The organism is Hymenobacter perfusus (assembly GCF_003944765.1).
Classification (GTDB): domain Bacteria; phylum Bacteroidota; class Bacteroidia; order Cytophagales; family Hymenobacteraceae; genus Hymenobacter; species Hymenobacter perfusus.
In genome coordinates this window covers 1-22,497 of record NZ_RWIU01000009.1, presented here as the reverse complement: position 1 = coordinate 22,497, position 22,497 = coordinate 1, and the positions used below count along the sequence as shown (strand labels likewise).

Below are 22,497 nucleotides of genomic sequence, written 5' to 3'. Positions count from 1 at the left end.
GCTTGTGGAAAGCGTGCAGCGGGCGAGCAGCCGAAAAAACGGGGCCGACGGAGGTCCTGTTTTGCTCTAAAAAAAGGATGATCAGGAAAAGCAACGCCCGAACCCGGCAAATGGTGCGCTCGGGGTCGGACAAAAAAAGAGCAGGGAACCTTCCGGGGTGGAAGGCTCCCTGCTCCAGGCGTAGGGCTTACTTACGAATGCCCAGCTCCTTGATGATGGCGCGGTAGCGGTTGATTTCGCGGTGCTGGAGGTAGTCCAGCATGCGACGACGCTTACCAACAAGCTTCAGCAGACCCAAACGGGTCGAGAAGTCTTTCTTGTTCACTTTCAAGTGCTCGGTGAGGTGCGAAATACGATGCGTGAACAGCGCAATCTGAGCCTCGGCCGAACCCGTGTCGGTGGCTACTTTTTGCAGGCTGTTTTTCTCGAAAATGGCCTGTTTTGCTTCGGTAGTAAGTTTCATCGGCAGATAGGTTTCCCCGTCTTGGATTTAAAAATGAAAAAAAGAAAGCCACCCCGCATTTCGGGGTGGCCGCAAAGGTAAGGAGTTAATGTGATAAATGTGTTGCCGTACTTCATTTTCGCATTCTTCTCATTCCAACACATTCTCCACATTATAAATTACACGGCTTTTTTATAGCCCCGCAGCGGCCAGCGCAGCCACTGGGGCACGAACCGGCTCCAGTTGACATCCATAATACCGGAGTCGTGGCGGGCCTGATAGAGGAAGAACAGACCGATAGGAAGCAGCACTGCCGCCGACATCCACATGCCAATACCCACGGGCATCACCATTTCTCGGCCGTACTTCTCCCCCATAATGGACAGCACGTAGTAAACGATGAAGAAGACGATGGAAACCAGAATAGGAATACCAATACCGCCCTTTTTGATAATAGCTCCCAGTGGTGCTCCAATCAGAAACATGAGCAGAATAGCTGCCGACTGCGTGTATTTGCGGTAGGTTTCGATGCGGTAATTGGCGGTTTCCTTGTTCAGGTTGGTCAGCCGCTCCGCCGAAGTGCCCAGGAACGAGTGCACGTTGCGGGCCCGGTTGGCCGCCTGCTGCGTGACATTCAGGCTCACCGGCTTCAGTTTAGCGGCCGGCACCTGCCAGTTCTCCACGCGCTGTATGGCCATATGGCCGGTCGTATCAAGGCGCAGATAGGTGTAATACGGATTGAGCTGCGGAATCAGCAGCCGACGCTCCAGAAACAGACGGTTGTGCAATGAGTCCGTAAAATGCGTCAGCTGAGAGAGGTCCAGCATCATTTTGTTGGTGTTGAACAGCTCCTTTTTGGTGCGGTCCAGCCCGAAGGAGGCCAGGGAGAACGTAATCAGGTTGCGGTCGAAATTCTGTCGGATAAAGCTGGCCCCGGAGCGGTTCTCGGCCGAGGGCTGCTCCACGTACGTACGGCCCCGGAACAACTCCAGGCCTAAGTACTGGCCTCCAAAACGCGTAAACATACGGCCCGAATCGGCCAGGATAATGGTGCTGCCGCCCCGGCTTTGGGTGTGGTCATAAATCATGACGCCCTTCAGCAGGTCGCCGTTTTCTCCCATCTTCTGGTTGACCTTGATGGTGAAGCCCGGAATGCCGTTGTAAAACACACCTTCCCGGATATCGAGTGCCAGTTTCTGCTGCCTCACATCCCAGAGTAGGCTGAAGGCTTCCAGGTTGGCTTTGGGCACTACCACGTTGTTGTACCAGAAGGCTCCGCCTGCCAGCATTGCACTCACCAGCATCACGGGCCGCAGGATGCGCGTGAGAGAAATACCCGCCGTTTTGATGGCGGTCAGCTCGTGGTGCTCCCCCAGCGTCCCGTAAGTCATCAGCGACGAAAGCAACACGGCCAGCGGCAGGGCAATGGGCACCAGCATCACGGCGAAATAGAACAGCAGCTGGCCGATAACGCCCAGGCCGAGGTCTTTGCCTACCAGGTCGTCCATGTACTTGAGCATGTACTGCGTCAGGAAGATGAACTCCACCACGGCGAAGGTGAGCAGGAAAGGCCCGGCAAAGGCCCGTAGAATCAGTTTATCGAGTTTTTTCATATGCTTCGCCAGCCACTGAAGGATACTCTGGCGCAAAAAGAAAGGGAGCAAACAGGAAACGAAGATACGCCTCGTTTCGTGCCTGCTCCCCGCCTGTCGGAGTAAACAAGTGTTACCCGCCTACCTGCTCCCGAAGTTTCAGAATCAGACTATCCCACATTTCCTGTAGTTCAATGGTGTCCGTTTCCTCCGAGTAGTCCACCACCCGCAGGTATACTTCCTGAGTCAGCTGTGATTCTTCAATCAGAAAATCCAGGAAGTTGGCGTCAGCAGCATGGCGTTTGTTCTCGTCCAGAAAAACAAACCGAGCCGAACGGTTGGTCCGATGAGAGGCCATTTCGGCATAATGTGGCTGATTGTCCCAGATGAAATTGTAGAGGTGCCCACCTTCAATTTTCACGTCCTGACAGAACCAGTGCGACAGGCCGGAAGCCGAGGCCAAGTACGGATACAGGATTTTAGGGGAAGCGTTAATGGGATATTCGACCGTAAACCGGTGTTTGAGGCGAGTGGCAGAAAGGGGCATAAGCAGAACAAAGTGAAGAATTTAGTGGCCATTCTCCGATGGAAAAAGCGGCCCGGCAGCCAATATACGCGGGTTTTTTTTTGCACAACACTTGCACAACATTAAATCTTGTTGCTACATTTGCACCACCAAACAGGGCGGGGTAGCTCAGTTGGTTAGAGCACAGGATTCATAACCCTGAGGTCACGAGTTCAACTCTCGTCCCCGCTACTTGCAAAAACGGCCTTTCCATTATGGAAAGGCCGTTTTTATTTCACACTTGTTAGTTTTTTATCACAGTTTTATCACAACTTGATATACTCCCCTGAGTAAGAGCCCGAATTAGTTGGTACGGATAGCGACATGTCCAAGCGGTGGTATACCTACGGTTCTTTTAGGAAGAGTCCTGCTTACGTTTACACTGCTTCAGATACTGGCCCTGCAGGAGCAGTAATACCCTATCACTACTTGAGCGTGCTTTGTGTCGGTCACCATCCATGCTAATGACCACAAAGCAGTTGGGCTGTTTCTTATCAGCCTGTTTATACCCTTCCTGAATCCCTTGCTCTTGCCTGAGCCCCAACATCCGTTGCGGTTTGTACAGGAGCCTGCTGGAGCACTTGTTGTGGTATCACTGTTGGGTTTCATGTGCTGGAACGTTTGGCGTGGGCGCTTGTGGGCCAAACTTTTGCTGATAGCCGCGTTACTATGTGGCCTTATCATCTCTATGCGTTCCTTCTTCTCACCTCACGGCCCAGAGGCTACATTCTGAAGCGCCATGATTTGTGTGGCCGCCGTAGCTCGACTCGTGGCACTGTTCATTCTCGCTCGCGACCTGCTGCGCCGGCCCGTGCCAGCGGTGACCGGTAATAATCAGGACACCTGACCAGTATACTCTTATCAAACGAATCCTCTCCTTCCTGCTCGGCGTTGCGCTGCTCACTTCGGCCGTTGTCCCGGCGGCATTGGCCCAGTCCCCCAGTGCTCTGCCCGTTGCTCCTGCTCCCGCACAATATAGCGTTGCTTACGCCTATATCCTGATGAGCGGCGCGTGTAAGTTGGCATTGCTGGATGGCGTGACCCCTAATCCCCGATACAAGCGCTACCAAGAAAACGTCAATGACAAGGAGTTTGCTGATGAGGCAGCTGTGTTCAGCTTTCTGGCGGCGCAGGGCTGGGAGGTATTGCCCTACGGCAATGAGGACCGCAACCGCTACTTCCTCAAGCGTCGTGCTCAGTAGCACATGCTGCTGAATACGTCTGGTTTCGGTTTAGGTGGATAGCCAGCCCAGATGCTGACATTACTCCCTGGCAGTTCCGAAAAGCGGTTGTGAGAGCGTCACAAGTCTATGAACCACATGCCTGAATCGCACCAGTCGCAAAAATGGCCTCTATTGCTTGTGAATGCACTTCTATGGGTGTAGCAACCCATTCAACTTTCGCCTCCGCTACATACAAGAATGGCATTTCCATTGCGGGAAGGCCATTTTTATTTGCGCATTTTCGGTTGGCGGTGCGATGGTCTTAACAGGACCAACCCTCAGCAGGTAGCTACTCACCGGGTACTACTGTTCGTTAGTCTAAAAAGATTGCCTGCTTAATACCGGTTAGGCATCTTGACCAAATGCGTCGTGATTTTCAGAACTCCTTCGGTAAGACGTTCCTCGTTACTGAATTTGATAAGCGTAATAACTGGATCTACAACGACTGGCAGGGGCTTTTGTCCTTGGATGGAGTAATACATGGCTCCATAGGGGTCTTAGAGATTCTTCAGCACACACAATGCCCGTACATACTCAATGACAACCGGGGCGTCCTGGGCTCCTGGAAGCAGGCCAACGAGTGGATTGAAGCCCAGTGGATGCCGCAGGCTCTGGCTGCCGGCCTTCGCTACCATGCCCACATAGTAGCCCCGGGAGTCTTTGGGCAGGCCTCAGCGGAAGATCTGCACCTACGCGTTGGCAACAGCTTCCAAATGCGCCTGTTCGAAGACATAGAGGAGGCCCAAGCCTGGCTGCGGCACATGCAGGAGCCAACGGCCTGAATAGGCAACACACTCATCCATAACCGCACATCAGCCGGCCACTGTTTCTCAGGAACAGTGGCCGGCTGATGTGCGGTGCATCCGGTTTCGTTTTGATGGCAAACGATTGGGAACAAAAAAAGCGTCCGATCCGGTCGGATCAGACGCTTTTTTAATAGGCCTATCGGGTAGCCTACTTGATTTTTTCCACAATGCCTTTAAAGGCGGCAGGGTGGTTCAGGGCCAAATCAGCCAGAACCTTGCGGTTCAGCTCAATACCGGCCTTTTTCAGGCCGCCCATCAACTGCGAGTACGACATACCATGCTCACGGGCACCAGCGTTGATACGCTGAATCCAGAGGGCACGGAACTCACGCTTCTTAACCTTACGGTCACGGTAAGCATAGAGCAAGCCTTTCTCAACGGCGTTCTTGGCAACGGTCCATACGTTTTTGCGACGGCCATAATAGCCTTTCGCCAAACGCATTACTTTCTTCCGACGGTGGCGCGAGGCCGCGTGGTTTACACTTCTTGGCATAACCAGAGTTGTTTTTGGCGGCCGGCGGCGGGTTTAGTACCGCAGCTTAGAATTTCTACCGGACGCCTGGTGAATGAATTGAAAATTAAAAATTATGAATTAACAAATTGACAAATAGCTCGGCTACAAAATAACCGGCAAATTTTTCAATTTCTAATTCTTCATTTTTAATTAAATGGCAAGCATGTCTTTTACGCGGTTCATATCGGCCGAGCTAACCAGACCAACGTGCGTGAGAGCACGCTTCTGCTTGGTGGTTTTCTTGGTCAGGATGTGGCTCTTGTAGGCGTGCTTACGCTTGATTTTGCCCGTGCCGGTCAGCGAGAAACGCTTTTTGGCGCCGGACTTGGTCTTCATTTTCGGCATTGTGGTGGTGATAAAAGGTGAAAAACTGCGGCGGTCGGCTGCCTAAGGCCGGTGCGCCAGCATACAGGTGGAATCCGAAGATTCCGGCAAAACTATTCGGCGGCCTTTTCGGCGGGCGCAGCAGCAGGTTTTGCCTCTTTCGGGGCATCCTTGCTGCTGTCCTTGGCGGGAGCCGGTGCTGGTTTCTTCACGGGAACCACGGCGGCTTTGGGAGCCAAGTACAGGAACATCCGCTTGCCTTCGAGCTTGGGCAGCTGCTCTACTTTACCTAGGTCCTCAAGGGCTTGGGCAAACTTGAGCAGCAGGATTTCACCCCGCTCTTTGAACACGATGCTCCGACCTACGAAGTGCACATATGCCTTAATCTTGGCACCTTCCCGCAGGAACTCTTGGGCATGCTTGAGCTTAAAGGCAAAGTCGTGGTCATCAGTATTGGGTCCGAAGCGGATTTCCTTGATGACAACCTTGGTTTGCTTGGCTTTCAGCTCGCGGGTCTTCTTCTTCTGCTCGTACTTGAATTTCGAGTAGTCGATGACGCGGCACACGGGCGGCACTGCGGTGGGCGAAATTTCTACAAGGTCCAGGTTTTGCTCCTGAGCCATGCGCCGGGCCTGGTCGGTGGGGTAGATGCCTTGTTCCACGTTGTCGCCAACGAGGCGGACTTCACGAGCCGTAATCTTCTGGTTGATTTTGAACGGCTCCTCGACCTGGGCACGAGGGATATAGCGGCGGTTGGGGGTAGCTATGGCGGTTTTCCTTTAGGTGGAAGTCAGATTCTGCGAAATTAAACCGCTAATCGGGCAAGCCCAATGGGTTTGATCAGCGGGCAAATATCCGGCATTTTTTTCGAACGCTCAAGAAAAGCTATATAAAATTGCCGGATTCGGTAATGAAAGACGGTTTTTCGGAATCGCACGAAAAACCCGCCGGACTATACTCAAGCCTTTTTTCGGGGCTTTCGTTTCATCCGGCGGGTTGTGCGAAGAATATTATCCGACCGATTTACCGTCCATCAGGTCACTTACCTGTTGCTGGAAGTCGGCAATGAAGGCCCCGATGGGCATAGCACCTACGTCGCCCTGGCCGTGGCGGCGGATGGAGACGATGCCCTCGGCCTGCTCCTTCTCGCCCACGATGAGCATGTAGGGCACTTTCGACACTTCCGCGTCGCGGATTTTGCGGCCGATTTTCTCGTCGCGGTGGTCCACAGTGCCGCGCATATCGGCCTGTACCAGCTGGTCGTACACCTGCTGGGCGTAGTCATGGTACTTCTCCGAGATGGGGAGCACGGCAAACTGCTCGGGCGAGAGCCAGAGCGGGAAGTTGCCGCCGCAGTGCTCGATGAGCACGGCTACAAAACGTTCCAGCGAGCCAAACGGGGCCCGGTGAATCATAACGGGGCGCTGGCGCGAGTTGTCGGGGGCCACGTACTCCAGCTCGAACCGCTCGGGCAGGTTGTAGTCCACCTGGATGGTGCCTAGCTGCCATTTGCGGCCGATGGCGTCACGTACCATGAAGTCGAGCTTAGGGCCGTAGAAAGCAGCCTCGCCCAGCTCGGTTACTGTGCTCAAACCCTTCTCGGCGGCGGCTTCGATGATAGCGCGCTCGGCTTTCTCCCAGTTCTCGTCGGAGCCGATGTATTTAGCTTTGTTTTCGGGGTCGCGCAGCGAAATCTGGGCTGTGAATTCGGGGAAATCGAGGGCCTTGAGCACGTAGAGCACGATGTCAATTACCTTCAGGAATTCCTCCTTCACCTGGTCGGGGCGGCAGAAGATATGGGCGTCATCCTGGGTAAAGCCGCGCACGCGGGTCAGGCCGTGCAGCTCGCCGCTCTGCTCGTAGCGGTACACCGTGCCAAATTCGGCGAGGCGCACCGGCAGGTCGCGGTATGAGCGGGGCTTGCTCTTGTAGATTTCGCAGTGGTGGGGGCAGTTCATCGGCTTAAGGAAGAATTCCTCGCCGGGGTTGGGCGTTTTGATGGGCTGGAACGAGTCGGCACCGTACTTCTCGTAGTGGCCGCTGGTCACGTACAGCTCCTTGGAACCGATGTGGGGCGTCACGACGGGCTGGTAGCCGGCGCGGAGCTGGGCGCGGCGCAGAAACTGCTCCAGCTTCTCGCGCAGGGCCGTGCCTTTGGGCAGCCACAGGGGCAGCCCCGCTCCTACTTTCTCCGAAAACGTGAACAGCTCCAGCTCCTTGCCCAGCTTGCGGTGGTCGCGGCGCTTGGCTTCCTCCAGGCGCTCCAGGTACTCGGTGAGCTCCTTGGCTTTGGGGAAGGTGATGCCGTAGATGCGGGTTAGCTGCTTGTTCTTCTCGTCGCCGCGCCAGTAGGCGCCGGCCACGTTGAGCAGCTTCACGGCCTTGATGGGCGAGGTATCGGGAATGTGCGGGCCGCGGCAGAGGTCGGTAAAGTCGCCCTGGGTGTAGAACGTGATGGAGCCGTCGTCGAGGCGCTCCAGCAAATCCAGCTTGTAGGGGTCCTGCTTCTCGGTGAAGTAAGCAATGGCGTCGGCCTTGCTGATTTCCTTGCGCTCAAACTGGCTTTTCTTCTTGGCCAGCTCCAGCATCTTCTTTTCGACTTCCGGCAGGTCGTCGGTGGAAATCGTGCGGCCTTCGCCCAGGTCGATGTCGTAATAGAAGCCGTTTTCGATGCTGGGGCCAATGCCCAGCTTCACACCAGGGTACAGGGACTCCAAGGCTTCGGCCAACAAGTGGGCCGAGGAGTGCCAGAAGGTAGACTTGCCATCCTGGTCATTCCAGGTTAGGATAGCCACTTCGGCATCCTTTTCGATGGGGCGGTGCAGGTCGCGCACTTCGCCGTTGACGCGCACGCCGAGGGCGTTGCGGGCGAGGCCTTCGCTGATGCCGGCGGCAACGTCGTAGCCCGTGGCGCCATCTACAAACTGGCGCACCGAGCCGTCGGGGAGGGTGATGTTAAGCATAAAAAAAGATGGGGATTGTGGCTATACAAACAGCCGTGAGCCCGCAAGTTACGGAAAGGGTGATGTTGTGAAAGGTGAAATGGTGAAGTTGATGTTCTGCTGACGCTGCATGCGCGTTTTGAACATCACTCCTCACCATTGCAAAATTCGCCACCTGCTACAGTCCCGGGCGCTGAAACTGAATGGGCTCAATGGCCTCCACGGGCGCGGGACGCGGGGCATCCTCCACGATGATACCCCGGGCGCGGTTGCCCGTTTTCCAGGCTTTGTAGGTCCAGTGGCGGTTACCGGGGTTTTCCTGCACCAGCAGCCGGTACTGGTCGGCGGCTTCGGGCCAGCGGGCCAGGCTCTCAAGACTCTCCGCCAGCATCTGGCGGGCGTTTTCGAGGCGGGGTGAGCGACGCAACGCCCGTTGCAGATGCGGCACAGCGGCGGCGTAGCGGCGGTTTTTGTAAGCCACGAGGCCCAGGCGGTAATCGGCGCGGTAGAAGGTGGTATCCAGCTGCACGGCGCGGGCGTAGATGCGCACGGCACTGTCGGGCTGGTTCTGCAGCTCAAACTGGCGGCCGTAATCATACCAGAGCGGACCGTACGTGGGCGCTAATTTCAGCCCGCGCGCCGCGTACTGCGCCGCCTGGGCCGGCTGGCGGTAGGCGTTGGATAAAAAGGCCAACTGGTGCAGGGTTTCGGGTTGGCGCGGGTCGCGGGCGAGGCTGGCGCGCAAGTAGTCCAGGGCCTGCACGGTATCCTGCAGCCCGATGTACGCCACACCCTTGTAGAAAAGGGGCGCGGGCTGATCCGGCTCCTGCTGCAACGCCCGGTCGAGCTGGTCGAGGGCATCTTGGTAGCGGCGGGTGGCCAGGTGCATCTCCCCTACCAGCAGATTCAGCTCGGGCGAGGCAAAACCCCGACGGGCGGCTTCATCGGTGGCAGCAAGCGCCGCTTTAATGCGTCCTTCAGCCCGCAGGGCGCGGGCTTTAATGAAGTAGAATTCGCCGGGGGCATCATCCAGGTCCAAGGCCTCGTTGATGTCGCGCAGGGCTGCTTGTACCTGCCCGGCCTCCAGCCGGAACGCGGCCCGACGAGCGTAAAGCGAAGCATTGCGGGGCTGCCTACTAATCGCCCCATCCAGTTCCTGGGCCTGAATGGCGGGCCCGCTCTGCACCGTTTTCAGGTTGACCATGCGCTCGGACCGCTCCTCCGGATCAGGGGTGCAGCCCGATAACAGGACCGCGGCAAGCAGCAAATAGAAACAGGAAAAGCGAAAAGCAAGCACGGCAACGACTCAATGAGATGGGGCAAAGATAGGGGGCGTTCAGGGCCGGGCCGCTCACAGCCTCTTCAGCCGCCGGTGTACCTGGCGGTGCAGGCGGCGGTTGAGCTGTTCCAGCAGGCGGCGGCAGCGGCGGCTGATTTCCAGCTCGTCGGCCGTGACGGGCGTGAGGGCCACGGCCTCCTGGAGTACGGCAGTGGCCCGGGTTTCCTGGCTGCGGTTGAGGTGGACACGGGCCAAGTCATAGGCAAACTGAATCCGTTTGGGCTCCAGCTCGTGGGCCTTGCGCAGCGCGTCGATGGCCATGAAGGTGCTGGCGCTGGCCGGCATCCCACCCAGAAATAACCGGCTGAACACGCGCTCCAACGGGCTGTAGTGGTCGACGCGGTAGTGCCAGCGGCCCAGCAGCTGCCAGGCATCGGCCCAGTCGGGGCGCAGCTCGGTGGCCCGGAATACGTGGCTGCGCATCTCGCGGTAGGCCAGCAGGCGGCCCCGGGCAGTGAGCAGGTTGGCTTGGTTGGCCAGGGTCAGGGCTTCGGCGTAATGGCCCTCGGCCCCGTCGGGCTGCACCACCAAGGCCCGGTTGGCGTAGAGGCGGGCCGCCGCGAAATAGGCCGATTTGCGGGTTTCGTCGGTGTAGCGGCTCCCGATGCGCACGCTCAGCACGGCCGCCTGCCAGAGGGCTTCGTAGGTAGCCGGCGCTTTGCTGAGGGCCTGCTCGTACTTGCCCAACGCCTCCGATTCGTGATACTCGGCCTGGAGCTTGCGAGCCTGGACCAATAGCTCGGCCACGGCCGGCTCGGGCGCGGGGACGACGACGGGGGATTTGACGGTTTTTGGGGACGGCTGCGCACCAGCTTCCGGCAGCCCCGCCAGCCACAGGCTCAGCAGCAGCGCGCTGGCAACGGCTCGGAACGGATGTAACATACCGGGTGAAAGGGAAAGCGGAGAGGGAAACAACGACTCATCATTGACACAACAGCCGGTGCAAAGTTGTTCAATTAGCCGCAAAACGGCCGCCCTACTCGCGTAAGGCGGCCGTGGAACTACTGCGCCAGATTTGAGGTGGCCGCTTAAAAGAGCTTCAGCTGCGACTTTGGCGTTTTGAGTACCGCCTGGGCCTGAGCCACATCGGCGGCCGAGATGTCTACGTCGCCGGTGTGCTCCGGCTGAGGCTCGGCTTCCAGGGCGACCGGGGCGTTGGGGTCCGGGGTGGCAGGCAGGGCTTTTTTGCGGGCGGCCTTGCGCTCGGGCTCGGGGCCTTCGTCAGTAAGCAGCGTGAGGGCGTGAATTTTGTAGTAATTGAGCTTGTTGCCCATCGCCTTCCAGCCTTTCACATCGATAAACTCGTGGAGCAGCACGTTTTCGGTTTCCTTGTCGGCCTTCTTGTCGCGCTGGAGCTTAATTTCCACCTGCGGCTCGGCAAAGGCCGTAACGGCCAGCAATTTGGAGCCAGGGGTCTCACTGATGAACGTAAAGCGCTTCTTGAGCGTCGCCGTTTCAATGTTGAAACGTTTCACGTAGTGCGTCTTCGATTCGCCTTCGTAATACACGGCGCTAATCACCGTATCGGGCTCCAGCTTGCGCAGCAGCACCATATTGGTCATGTCGAACTGCAGAGATAGTTCGGGCGGCACTACTTCGTAGCTTCCATCTTTATACACCCGCAACAGCGTATCCTCGGTATCGAAGGCGCCCAGATAACGGCCGTGGCCCGCGTGGTTGAGGCGGCCCACCACGCTGTCGAAGAATACTTCCCGCCCGCCCAGCGTCGAGTCGCCCCGGCTTTTCTGGGTGATTTTCTTGATGGGCTGCTTGGTGACGATGTTGCCCATCGAGCCCTTGCCTTTGATGGCCAGCTCGGCAAAGTCAAAATCGAACTGCTTCACGCGGGCCGGAGCCTTGTCGGAGAGCTGAATGCTGACCACCTCCGACTCGGAGTTGGGGTTGGCCGTGAGATAGAGGGTTTTAGTGCCCTTGGTGCCTTTGGTGAGGTCGTATACCTTGTCGCGGGTGATGCCCGTGACGAGGAAGCGCTTGGCGAAGCTGATGCCCGAGGCCCCGTCGAGGTACACCATGTTGTACACCAGCCGGTCGTCGTTCTTGTTGTAGACGCCCACATGCAGGATATCCTTGCCCACGAAGGTTTTCTCGGCAATTTTGCTCACCGTGAACGTGCCGTCGCGGCGGATGGCAATGATGTCGTCGAGGTCGGAGCAGCTGGTGACTTCCACCGCTTTTTCGTCCTTTTTCAGGCCGTAGCCCACGAAACCGTCGGCGTAGTTCACGTAGAGTTTCTGGTTGGCCACGGCCACTTTCTGGGCCGTTACCACATCAAAAGTGCGCAGCTGGGTTTTTCGCTCCCGGCTGGCCCCATACTTTTTCAGCAGGCCCTCGAAGTAGTTGATGGCGTAGCGGGTGAGGTTGGCCAGGTGGTCGGCCACTTCGGCCAGTTCGGTCTCCAGCCGCTGGATGTACTCCTCGGCCTTGAAGCCGTCGAACTTGCTGATGCGCTTGATGCGGATTTCGGTCAGGCGCGTGAGGTCGTCCTCGGTGAGGGCGCGACGCAGCACCAAGCGCAGGTCGTTGGCCTTGGGCTTCTCGCCCTCGATGCGCACAAACTTGCGCAAACCGGCGTCAATGGTCTGCAGAATATCCTCCCAGGTTTCGCACTCCTCAATTTTGCGGTAAATGCGGTTCTCGATAAAAATCTTCTCCAGCGAAGCCGAATGCCACTTTTCCTGCAGCTCATCCTGGCGGATTTCCAGCTCCCGCTCCAGCAGCCGCACCGTTTTCTGAGTGCTGAGCTTGAGCATATCCTCCACCCCCACGAAGCGCGGCTTATCCTCGATAATCACGCAGGTGTTGGGCGAAATGCTGATTTCGCAGTCGGTGAAGGCGTAGAGCGCGTCCATCGTCAGGTCGGGGCTCACGCCGGTGGGCAGATGCACCTGAATCTCCACCGTGGCGGCCGTGTTATCGACCACCTTCTTGATCTTGATTTTGTTGGCTTCCGAGGCCTTCACGATGCTTTCCATCAGCGCCGTGGTGGTGGTGCCGTAGGGAATGTCGCGGATGACCAGCATGGTCTTGTCGGCCTTCTCGATGGTGGCGCGCAGGCGGATTTTGGCCCCGCGCAGACCGCCATTGTAGTTGGTTACGTCGCAGAGGCCGCCGGTCGGGAAGTCCGGAAACAGCTGAATCTCCCGGCCCCGCAGCACGTCGATGCTGGCTTTGCACAGCTCGCGGAAGTTGTGGGGCATGATCTTGGTGCTCAGGCCCACGGCAATGCCTTCCACGCCCTGGGCCAGCAGCAGCGGGAATTTCACGGGCAGCGTGGTAGGCTCGCGCTTGCGGCCGTCGTAGCTCATCTGCCACTCCGTGACATCAGGGTTGAACACCACGTCAAGCGCAAACTTGCTCAGGCGGGCCTCAATGTAACGCGGCGCGGCCGCGCCGTCGCCGGTCCGGATGTCGCCCCAGTTGCCCTGAGTTTCGATGAGCAGGTCCTTCTGGCCCAGGTTCACCATGGCGTCGCCGATGCTGGCGTCGCCGTGGGGGTGGTACTGCATGGTTTGCCCGATGACGTTGGCCACTTTGTTAAAGCGGCCGTCGTCCATTTCCTTCATGGCGTGCAGAATGCGGCGCTGCACGGGCTTGAGGCCGTCCTCAATGGCGGGCACGGCGCGCTCCAGAATCACGTAGCTGGCATAGTCCAGAAACCAGTTCTGGTACATGCCGTTCACGGTGGCCACGTCGTGGATCATTTCGCCGGGCGCGAATTTGGGCTCCTCCTCGGGCGTGGCTTCTTCTTCGGCGGGCTCAGCGGCCGTGGTTTCCGCAGCGGCCATTTCCAGCAGCAGCTCGCCGGCTTCGCTGACGCTCAACTGGGTGGCATCCTCGTCGTGCACCGCCGAGGCGGCGGCGGCACTGAATTCGATGGAGTCACCGGCCCCAAACAGGTTGGGCTGCTCTTGAGAATTCGGATCCTGGGGGGTATTTTCTTCTGACACGGTGGAGTGTGGCGTTTGCCACGGTTATTGTTCTTGTACCTCTCTTCCGGCCACACAGGCGGAAGGCTTTATTATCCTGCGTGTTTGGCTTGAAAGGTCAAAATCCAACGCAGCAGCGCAAATACTCAGGGGAAAAGCTACGAAGAAAATCGGCGGCATTCTGCCGGACTACTGCGCAGCTCCGGGCCAGCAAAAGTACCGCTGGCGGCGCAGAACACAATTTTTTCAACGCCTGAACCCTGACTCAAAGTTCCTAATTTCATTAGCCAAATACAAGTACCCACCCTCGACAAGGCCGATCCTGCATCATACCAGCCCCTCACCCAGGTTAAACCGTGCCGTTTTTCAGCCAATCAATTTAGCATTCGTTTGCTCCCTGCCGTTTCAGATGCCATGCTTCCGGCCGCGTAACCCTACTCAGGAGGACGTCAGAACGCAGCCCTGGCTCCTACCTGCTATCTGTCAGAAAATCCCGTACCTACCGGCCAGTAGCGTGTTTCCAGGCCAGTTGGGCATTTACGGCGCGGGCTACAATAACTGCGGCGGCGGCATTGGCAGAGACAAAAACGTAGTTTTCCTTGAATTCCAGGTAGTCGCCGGTTGGGCGCAGGACGCCGGCGGTGAGCAGGGTTTCACGCAGGGCTTTCTGTTTGGGCGGAATGCTGCCCGCCGCCTGAGCGGCAGCCAGGGAGCCGGCCGCCACCAGCAACCGGCCATCGGGCTGCAGATAAGCGGTGGCGTGAGCCGTCGCCTGCTTCAGCGTAAACTGCTCTCCCATTGGCTGCATTGGAGCCGGTTCAGCAACTACCGGTGCGGATGCGGCGGGCGGTTTTGGGAGCGGAGCGGCCCGGCGTTTAGGGGCCTTTTGGGCAGGAGCGGCTTTGGCGGGTACTTCTTCGGGCGGCGCAGGTGTAGCGGGGGCGGTTTTGCTGGCAACCCCGGCAGGCCGGAGCAGGCGGCCGTCGTGGCCTTCCAGAAAGACTTCCGCCTCCTGCCGTGAAACAGCGGTGTGCTGTTCGGCTACCACCTGCATCAGCGCGTCGGGCAGGCTGGGAAACGGGTACTGGGTGATGCGCCGCTCGGCCTCGGGACGGGCATCCTGCATTTTCTGCTGCTTGCGGGTGAGGTTGAGGTAGCTTTCGGCGGCGGCCCGGGCGCTCCGGTCGGCCACGGCAGCTTTGCTCAGGAACAGGGTAAAGAACTCAACTACCGTTTCTAGGTCGTCTTCGGAGAGGTTGAGGGTTTTGAAGTGCTTACTGGCAAACTCCCCGCTGGTGTAGCAGTAGTAAAATCGCCAGATGCGGCCATTGGTGATGATGGCGAGCTGGGCAGTATTATCCTTGTTGTAGTCGCGCAGCTGCCGTTCCACTTTGGCCAGGTCTTCGGGCAGGCCTTTGGCCAGATTGCCGGCGCCCTTGCACTCGATAAAAATAGCGTCCTCCGACAGGTTATCAGCAAACAGGGCCAGATCTACCCGCTTGACATCTTCGTTCGGAGTGGCTTTGAACTCGGCATACACTTCGCCGGGATTCCAGATGTTCCAGCCCAGCGCTTGCACAATGCGTGCTACCAGGGACAGGTGGACGTGTTCTTCGTTTTTATAGTCGCCGGTTTTCAGGCGCTGACGGATATCCGTAAGGATGGCAAGCATAGTGACTGTGGTGATAGGCGGCCAAAATAGCGAAAAGCTATGCTACCACCGCCCCCGGGAGCCGCCTGCCGGCATAGTGCCGGGCGGCCCGACGCCGTTTCAGAAAGCATATACCGACGGCACGGGCACAACGACGGGCAGAGCCGACACGCTGAACAGTACTTCCAGCAAGCCTTCCTTGATGGTCGGCAAGGGGGTATTTTTCAACAGATACCCATTAGCTCCGCCCGCCCGGCCCGACAAGCCGGCCGACTCCTCCACCATAAGCACCACGGCGGCCAGGGCGGCGAATTCCCGGAGCAAGGCAATATCTGCCAAGGCCGCTGCCCTGGGCAGGCGGGCATCCAGCAGAATCAGGTGCGGCTTGCGGGCTCCGGCCAGCAGCGTGGCCACCAGCTCTTCCACCGACTCAGCCACCACCACACTTTCAAACTCCGGCTGGGCTCCGAGATAAGCCTGCCAAACCTCCCGTACTGCGGGTTCTGCTTCGATGATAGCCACTATGCTTTTCATCGGGGCAAGGTAGCAGCCAGAACCACGCGGCGGTATCACATGAACATGCGAAAATGGCTACCGGATTTTCCCGCGCCACGCCCCTGCCGGGTTGCACAATGGAACTGCTGCCAGTAGTTCGCAGTAGCGCGGTACATCAGGCAGCCACCCCGGCAGATGAGCACGCAGGCCGTTCAGCGGCGGTAGTTGCGGGCCAGCAGCTCGGCCTTGGAGTTCACCTCCAGCTTACGGTACACCTGCCGGATGTGGCTGCGCACGGTATCAATGCTCAGGAAGAGCCGGTCGGCAATGCGCTGGTAACTCAGGCCGTCCTCAATGCCACGCACAATATCCTGCTCACGAGCCGTGAGAGGCTCCAGAGCCGGGCGCGGGGCCGGCTGGAAGTGGCGGATGACGTGGCGGGCAATGCTGGGCGACATGGGCGAGCCACCGGCGGCCACCTGCAGCAGATGCTCTCTGAGCAGCGGCAGCGGGGTGTCTTTTTCGAGGTAGCCTACTGCCCCGGCGCGCAAGGCCTCAAATACCTGCCCGGCATCAGTATACACGCTCAGCATCACTACTTCCACCGCTGGCAACAGGCGGCGCAGGTGCGGCAGTCCTTCAATGCCCGACATACCGGGCAGCCCGATATCTGACAGCACCAGCGTGGGCGCGGCGGCCAGCGTGGGCAGGGCCGCCAGAAATTCCTCTACCGAGCCCGCACTCAGCACGCAGCTGAACTCCGGCTGCGCGCACAGATAGCCGGTGAGGGCTTCCCGGATAGTTGGCTGGTCTTCAATGATGCCCAAAGTAATCACCTGACAAAGGTCGCCGGTAGACATTGCTGGCAGTATAGCATGAATATGTGAAATTTGCGCTCCTGGCAGCCCGAAACTAACTACGTGCAGAACCGGCTTCAGCCCAGCGGCAGCCGGGCTACCAGCCGAAAACCGGGGCCGGCCGTGTCGTAGGTAACGGTGCCGGCCACACCAGCAGCCCGGGCCTGCATATTGCGCAGCCCCTGCCCGGCCGGCTGGGCAGGTACCGGGCCACCACAGCCATCATCGGCCACCTGCAGCTCCAGCTGGCGCCCGCGCAGGCGCAGGCGCACCGTTACCAGGGAAGCCCGTGCGTGCTTCACGGCATTGTGCAGGGCTTCCTTGTAAATCAAATATACCGCCTGACGGGTGTTCAACGGCACAGACGCGGTCAGCAATGCGGGGTCGGCGAAGAAATCCAGCTCCAGGCCGGCCGGGGGCAGCACTTGGTGAGCGTGGTCACGCATGCGGTCCAGCACGCTGACAAAGGAGTCGTTGCGGGCATCAATGCCCCACACCACGTCGCTCATCTGGCGGGCGGCCATGCGGCTGGTTTCAGCCATGTGGTCGAGGTGGCCGCGCTGCTGCTCGGGCGGGTACAGGCCTTCCCGCAACATGGTGCTCTGCAGGGAAATCTGGGTGAGCAGGGAGCCCACATCATCGTGCAGGTCGGCGGCCAGGCTGGTACGCAGGGCGGCTTCGCGGGCGGCCTGCCGGCGGCGGTACAACCAGAATACCACTCCGGCCAACAAAGCCACCAGCGCCCCCACTCCCACCAGCAGTGCCACCTGCCATTGCTGCCGCAACCGCACCAGTTGCTGCTGTTGCTGCTGCAGGCGCGTTTGCTGGGTAAGCAGCGTAATTTTGTTCTGCTGCTCACGGAGCTGGTGCCGATACTGCAGGGCGGCCGTACGCCGGCTTACTTCCGCCCCAGTCAGACTGTCCCGCGCAACCATAAACTGCTGCTGGGCCTGGTAAGCGCGGGCAAACTGTCCCAGTCCGGCGTACGCCTGCGCCAGCACTTCGCTGGCATTCTGCAGGCCCGACTGCGAATGGATGAGCTGGCTGGCCTGCAGGCTTTTCTGGGCGTACAGCACGGCACTATCTGCATAGCCCCGGTTCAGGTTGCCCCGCGCCAGCAGCACCAGCACCCGGGGCACTGCCAGAGGCAGTACTTTTTTTGCCTGCCAGAGTACCGGATAAGCACGCTGCATGGCTCCCACATTCCGACCCAGCTGCGCGTCCATTTCCGCTAGATTAATTTCCATCCCCAGAATTTCCGGAGCCAGATGCAGCTTCTCGCTAATGGTCATGCTTTGTGCGTAGTAGCGGCTGGCCTGTGCCCAGCGCCCCTGCTGGCGGCACACTTCCCCCAGTTCACCATAAATCAGGTTGAGCCGGTCGGGGTAGTCGTGGCGCAGAGCCACTTTCAGGGCATGGCGCAGGTACCGCTCCGCTGTTGGCAGTTCGCCCAGTTGCCGGTAGGTACTGCCAATCTGAATCTGCAGGCTGGTGTAGAAGCGGCGCGTATCTCCCGCATCATACGAGGCCGGCACCCGGAAGCAATACGACAGGGCCCGGGCATACTGGCCCTGCTGCGAGGCAATTCTGGCCATGCGCCCCAGATACCGGATGCGCCCCCCGATATTATGGATGCGCCGGAACTCTGCATCTGCCTGATTCAGCCAATGCCTGGCTGCAGCGTACTCCCCTAACAGAATGTGGCAGTCGGCCAGGTCCAGCAGCGCCTCCGCTTCGTAATCCCGGCACCGCAGCTGGTGCGACATCTGTAGTGCTCGCCGGAGTACCGGCAGGCCGGCCCGCACGTCGCGCTGCTGTATTTCCCAGGCGAGGCGGGTCACCTGCATTATTTTGATGGTATCCAGCACCGGGCGGGCATCAATCAGGGCCTGCAGGCTGTCAATACGTCGTTGGCTGGTCCGTTGTACGGCAATGGCTGTTATCCGCTCCGAAGAAGCGACTGGCGCAATTGCAGGAGTATTTCTCTCTCCCTTGACCGGAGCCGCTGCCGTCAGCTGCATGCCCAGCAGGAGCAGTAATGCGCGGCGAAGCAGGAACCGGTTCATGCAAGGAAAAAATATGGTATTCAGAAAAAAGGTGGGACAAGATACACTATTCCCGCGCCCTGTTTTCGACTTTACAAAGCCTTTCCAGCCTTGGTTGGCGGTTGATGATAAGTGCCTTCATTTCCGACTTACCAGATTGGTGAGCTTACGCTTCTTCCCGGCACGCTGGTAATGCCAATGCCCCACCCGGCACAGAGCTGGATGGGGCATTCACTCTAGTTTACGTATGCCAGCAACTACGCCAGATCTTCCTCCGGCACCTCGGCTACCGGCAGCACGTCAGAAGTCACCAGATCCTTTTCCTGGCGCAGGTTGTCGATGATGAATTCCTGACGGGCGGGCGTGTTCTTGCCCATGTAGTAGGTAAGTACCTGCTGAATGGAGCGGTCAGACTGCAGAATCACGGGCTCCAGCTTGATGTTGTCGCCGATGAACTTACCGAACTCGTCGGGGCTGATTTCGCCCAGTCCCTTGAAGCGCGTGACTTCGGGGTTGCGGCCCAGCTGGCGCATGGCGGCCTGCTTTTCCTGCTCGTTGTAGCAGTAAATGGTAGTTTTCTTGTTGCGCACCCGGAACAGCGGCGTTTCCAGGATGAATACGTGGCCGTTGCGGACCAGATCAGGGAAGAACTGCAGGAAGAAAGTGAGCAGCAGCAGCCGGATGTGCATGCCGTCCACGTCGGCGTCGGTGGCTACCACCACGCGGTTGTAGCGCAGGCCCTCAATACCTTCCTCAATGTTGAGCGCGTGCTGGAGCAGGTTCAGCTCCTCGTTCTCGTACACGATTTTCTTTTTCAGCCCGAAGCAGTTCAGGGGCTTGCCGCGCAGACTGAAAACGGCCTCCGTTTCCACGTTGCGGCTTTTGGTGATAGAGCCCGACGCCGAGTCGCCCTCGGTGATGAACAGGGTGGTGAGCAGCTCCTTCTCGGCCTCCTTGGCGTTTTCGCCCAAATGAAACCGACAGTCGCGGAGCTTGCGGTTGTGCAGATTGGCTTTTTTGGCGCGCTGGTTGGCCAGCTTCTTCACCCCGGCCATGTCGGTCCGCTCCCGCTCGCTCTGGTCGATGCGCTTGCGGAGGGCATCGGCTACCAGCGGGTGTTCGTGCAGGTAGTTATCGAGGTGCTCCTTCACGAAATCGAGCATGAACCCGCGCACCGTGGGGCCGTCAGGACCCATGTTGATGCTGCCCAGCTTGGTTTTGGTCTGGCTTTCGAACACGGGCTCCTGCACCCGCACCGAAATGGCGGCAATGATGGAGGCCCGGATGTCGGAGGCTTCGTACTTCTTGTTCTTGTTGGTTTTGGCGAAAAACTCCTGCACGGTTTTCACCACGGCCTCCCGGAAAGCGGCTAGGTGAGTCCCGCCCTGGGTGGTGTACTGCCCGTTCACGAAGCTGTAATACTCCTCGCCGTAGTCGTTGCCGTGGGTGAGGGCCAGCTCAATGTCCTCGGCCTTGAGGTGGATGATGTCATAGCGCAGGCTCTCTCGGTCGGCCTTGCGCTCCAGCAGGTCTTTGAGGCCGTTCTCAGAAAAGTACTTCTGGCCGTTGAAGTTGATGGTGAGGCCCGCGTTGAGGTAGCAGTAGTTCCAGATCTGGTTTTCCAGGTACTCCGGGATGAAGCGGTAGTTGCGGAAAATCGACTCGTCGGGCTGGAACGTCATGAGCGTACCGTTGCGCTGGCTGGTTTTCACCGGCGCGGCGTCGCTGGTCAGAATGCCCTGCGAAAACTCGGCGGCCTTCAACTGGCCCTCGCGCACGCTCTGCACCAGAAAGTAATTGCTGAGCGCATTAACCGCTTTAGTGCCGACGCCGTTTAAGCCCACAGACTTCTGAAATACTTTGCTGTCGTACTTGCCGCCCGTGTTGATTTTACTGACCACTTCTACCACTTTGCCCAGCGGAATACCGCGTCCGTAGTCGCGCACCTGCACCCGCTGGTCGGATATTTTGATGTCGATGGTGCGGCCGTGGCCCATTACGTACTCATCAATGGAGTTGTCAATCACCTCCTTTACCAGCACGTAAATGCCGTCATCGTAGCTGGAACCGTCGCCGAGCTTGCCGATATACATGCCCGGCCGCAGCCGGATATGCTCGCGCCAGTCTAGGGAACGGATGCTGTCTTCGGTGTAGGCGTGTTGGGCGGAGGGTACTTGCGGTTCGGCCATCGGGGAAATCAGAAATCGAATTTGAGGTAAAATAACGCAGAAAATCGTCCGTTTCCGCGTTGCTCTTCCGCTAGTAAAGTTAGTAAAACCTGCGGAAAGCACCTTGCTTTAACCACCACACTGCCGCATAAATTCCGCTTTACATTTCATTTTCCGCACTTTCCCCTCACACCATTTACCAACCAATTTAGCAAATGCACCCTCCCGCTACCCAACACCATCTGCCGCCTTCGGGCCACAAGCCCAACCCGATTGTGAAGCAGACGCCCATCATTCAGTTTGCGTTCTTTATGATGGGGGCCGTACTGCTGGTGTATTCGCTGAAAATTCTCGACGATATTCTGCTGCCGCTGCTGTTTTCGGCGGTGTTTACGCTGCTACTGCTGCCCCTGTCCCGGTGGATGGAGGCCAAGGGCGTACCGCGCGTGCTGGCCATCATCGTGTGCCTGCTGCTGGTGTTGGTGGGCTTTGCCGGCATCATTCTGGGCTTCGGCTCACAGCTGGCGCAGTTTAAAAACGAGATTCCCAAGCTGCAGGTGAAGATGATGGAGTTCTTCAATAACGCGCAGGAGTGGGCCCACAGCAAGTTCGGCTACGAGCCTATGAGCATTGCCGACTTGAAGGAAACGTCCATCAAAGCCCTCAAAAAGTCGGGTGGTTCTTACCTGGGCACTACGCTCAACACTACGTCGGCCGTACTCAGCAACCTGGCCCAGGTGCTGATTTACATCTTCTGCTTTCTGTACTACCGCGACCATCTGCGGCAGTTCATGTTCCGCTTTGTGGCGCCCGATAAGCGCACCACAGTATTGCACACCGTAGATAGCATCCAGACCGTGGTGCAGGCCTATATTTCGGGCCTGTTCAAGGTGATTGTTATCGTGTCAATTCTCAACGGTATCGGGCTGCTGGTGCTGGGGGTAAAATTCGCCATCTTCTTCGCCATTTTCGCCTCGGTGCTGGCCGTTATTCCTTACATCGGTATCATGATTGGGGCTACAATTCCGGCCATCATTACGCTGGTAGAAACCGGCTCGCCGGTGCAGGCGGCCCTGGTGATTGGGGTATTTCTGGTGGTGCAGTTTCTAGAAGGCAACTTCATCACACCCATGATTACGGGTTCCCAGGTGAGCATCAATCCGCTGGCCGCCATTCTGGCCCTGATTCTGGGCGGCGAGCTGTGGGGCACGCCGGGCATGATCCTGAGCATTCCGCTGATTGCGGTGGCCAAGGTGGTGCTGGACGCCAACAAATCAACCGAGCCCTGGGGCTTCCTGCTGGGCGACACGGCCGAGGGCGAAGATTCGGTGAAACCGGAAAACAAGGAGCCGGGTGCGGTGCAGAGGTTCTGGCAGCGCCTGACCGGCAAGGCGGCTTAACGCTTGCTTTCTCCTTTGCTCAACGGCCTCCGGCACACTGCTGCCGGAGGCCGTTTTTGCGACCTAGAGCAGATTTCAGGTTAGTGTACATGGTAGCCACAATGGTCAAACCAGTTTTTTGCGTCCTGTTCGGTTATCCAGTCGATGGCAGTTTGGATGACGCTTTCCAGCGCCTCTCGCGTGCGAG

General features: G+C 58.4%; 17 protein-coding genes, 1 tRNA gene and 1 pseudogene. 4 read left to right on the top strand and 15 right to left on the bottom strand.

The annotated features are described in order from the left end of the window. Nucleotides 1–187: 187 nt before the first annotated feature. The 3 genes from rpsO to EI293_RS19740 form a co-directional block, all read right to left on the bottom strand. Nucleotides 188–463: a 30S ribosomal protein S15 gene (gene rpsO, locus EI293_RS19750; RefSeq protein ID WP_044002073.1), complete on the bottom strand. Its 276-nt coding sequence runs from the start codon at nucleotides 461–463 to the stop codon at nucleotides 188–190. A 158-nt stretch (nucleotides 464–621) separates the two neighbouring features. Beyond that, nucleotides 622–2,055, bottom strand: coding sequence for an LptF/LptG family permease (locus tag EI293_RS19745; protein ID WP_125440278.1), 1,434 nt, complete (start codon nucleotides 2,053–2,055; stop codon nucleotides 622–624). A gap of 112 nt (nucleotides 2,056–2,167) precedes the next feature. Next, complete coding sequence (locus tag EI293_RS19740; RefSeq protein ID WP_044002071.1) at nucleotides 2,168–2,581, bottom strand: START-like domain-containing protein; 414 nt, start codon at nucleotides 2,579–2,581, stop codon at nucleotides 2,168–2,170. Between the two features lie 136 nt (nucleotides 2,582–2,717). Between EI293_RS19740 and EI293_RS19735 the strand changes: the two genes are divergently transcribed. The 3 genes from EI293_RS19735 (at nucleotide 2,718) to EI293_RS19725 (ending at nucleotide 4,604) form a co-directional block, all read left to right on the top strand. Beyond that, nucleotides 2,718–2,791: transfer RNA gene (locus EI293_RS19735), tRNA-Met, on the top strand. 845 nt (nucleotides 2,792–3,636) lie between these two features. Next, nucleotides 3,637–3,801: a hypothetical protein gene (locus EI293_RS22155; protein WP_170170458.1), complete on the top strand. Its 165-nt coding sequence runs from the start codon at nucleotides 3,637–3,639 to the stop codon at nucleotides 3,799–3,801. Between the two features lie 383 nt (nucleotides 3,802–4,184). Then, complete coding sequence (locus EI293_RS19725) at nucleotides 4,185–4,604, top strand: hypothetical protein (RefSeq protein WP_125440276.1); 420 nt, start codon at nucleotides 4,185–4,187, stop codon at nucleotides 4,602–4,604. A gap of 172 nt (nucleotides 4,605–4,776) precedes the next feature. Here the strand turns inward: EI293_RS19725 and rplT are convergent, their stop codons facing one another. The 12 genes and pseudogenes from rplT to EI293_RS19665 all read right to left on the bottom strand — a co-directional run bounded on the left by rplT (nucleotide 4,777) and on the right by EI293_RS19665 (nucleotide 20,931). Next, nucleotides 4,777–5,121, bottom strand: coding sequence for a 50S ribosomal protein L20 (gene rplT / locus EI293_RS19720; protein WP_044002059.1), 345 nt, complete (start codon nucleotides 5,119–5,121; stop codon nucleotides 4,777–4,779). Nucleotides 5,122–5,292: 171 nt separating this feature from the next. Next, nucleotides 5,293–5,487 (bottom strand): 50S ribosomal protein L35, encoded by a 195-nt coding sequence (gene rpmI / locus EI293_RS19715; RefSeq protein WP_044002057.1) that lies wholly within the window; start codon nucleotides 5,485–5,487, stop codon nucleotides 5,293–5,295. Between the two features lie 185 nt (nucleotides 5,488–5,672). Continuing rightward, nucleotides 5,673–6,233 (bottom strand): annotated as a pseudogene (gene infC / locus EI293_RS19710) (translation initiation factor IF-3); the annotation flags it as partial. A 243-nt stretch (nucleotides 6,234–6,476) separates the two neighbouring features. After that, nucleotides 6,477–8,429: a threonine--tRNA ligase gene (gene thrS / locus EI293_RS19705; RefSeq protein WP_125440274.1), complete on the bottom strand. Its 1,953-nt coding sequence runs from the start codon at nucleotides 8,427–8,429 to the stop codon at nucleotides 6,477–6,479. 157 nt (nucleotides 8,430–8,586) lie between these two features. After that, nucleotides 8,587–9,675, bottom strand: coding sequence for a tetratricopeptide repeat protein (locus tag EI293_RS19700; RefSeq protein WP_125440273.1), 1,089 nt, complete (start codon nucleotides 9,673–9,675; stop codon nucleotides 8,587–8,589). Between the two features lie 84 nt (nucleotides 9,676–9,759). Then, entirely contained in the window at nucleotides 9,760–10,629 is an 870-nt protein-coding gene (locus EI293_RS19695; RefSeq protein WP_125440272.1) for a tetratricopeptide repeat protein, read from the bottom strand. A gap of 146 nt (nucleotides 10,630–10,775) precedes the next feature. Continuing rightward, a complete protein-coding gene (locus EI293_RS19690; protein WP_262706538.1) occupies nucleotides 10,776–13,553 on the bottom strand; it encodes a DNA gyrase/topoisomerase IV subunit A in 2,778 nt (925 codons plus the stop codon). 640 nt (nucleotides 13,554–14,193) lie between these two features. Continuing rightward, on the bottom strand, nucleotides 14,194–15,366 hold the full coding sequence (locus tag EI293_RS22280) for a DUF4357 domain-containing protein (protein ID WP_211339622.1): 1,173 nt from the start codon (nucleotides 15,364–15,366) through the stop codon (nucleotides 14,194–14,196). A 99-nt stretch (nucleotides 15,367–15,465) separates the two neighbouring features. Next, a complete protein-coding gene (locus EI293_RS19680) occupies nucleotides 15,466–15,879 on the bottom strand; it encodes a response regulator (RefSeq protein ID WP_125440271.1) in 414 nt (137 codons plus the stop codon). A 173-nt stretch (nucleotides 15,880–16,052) separates the two neighbouring features. After that, entirely contained in the window at nucleotides 16,053–16,700 is a 648-nt protein-coding gene (locus tag EI293_RS19675) for a response regulator (RefSeq protein ID WP_125440270.1), read from the bottom strand. Nucleotides 16,701–16,774: 74 nt separating this feature from the next. Next, entirely contained in the window at nucleotides 16,775–18,763 is a 1,989-nt protein-coding gene (locus EI293_RS19670) for a tetratricopeptide repeat-containing sensor histidine kinase (protein ID WP_125440269.1), read from the bottom strand. 236 nt (nucleotides 18,764–18,999) lie between these two features. After that, nucleotides 19,000–20,931 carry a DNA topoisomerase IV subunit B gene (locus EI293_RS19665; RefSeq protein WP_125440268.1) on the bottom strand — a complete coding sequence of 644 codons (1,932 nt, stop codon included), beginning with the start codon at nucleotides 20,929–20,931 and terminating at the stop codon, nucleotides 19,000–19,002. 194 nt (nucleotides 20,932–21,125) lie between these two features. Here EI293_RS19665 and EI293_RS19660 point away from each other — a divergent pair, with 194 nt between their 5' ends. Continuing rightward, nucleotides 21,126–22,310 (top strand): AI-2E family transporter, encoded by a 1,185-nt coding sequence (locus tag EI293_RS19660; protein ID WP_125440267.1) that lies wholly within the window; start codon nucleotides 21,126–21,128, stop codon nucleotides 22,308–22,310. Nucleotides 22,311–22,497 lie beyond the last annotated feature (187 nt).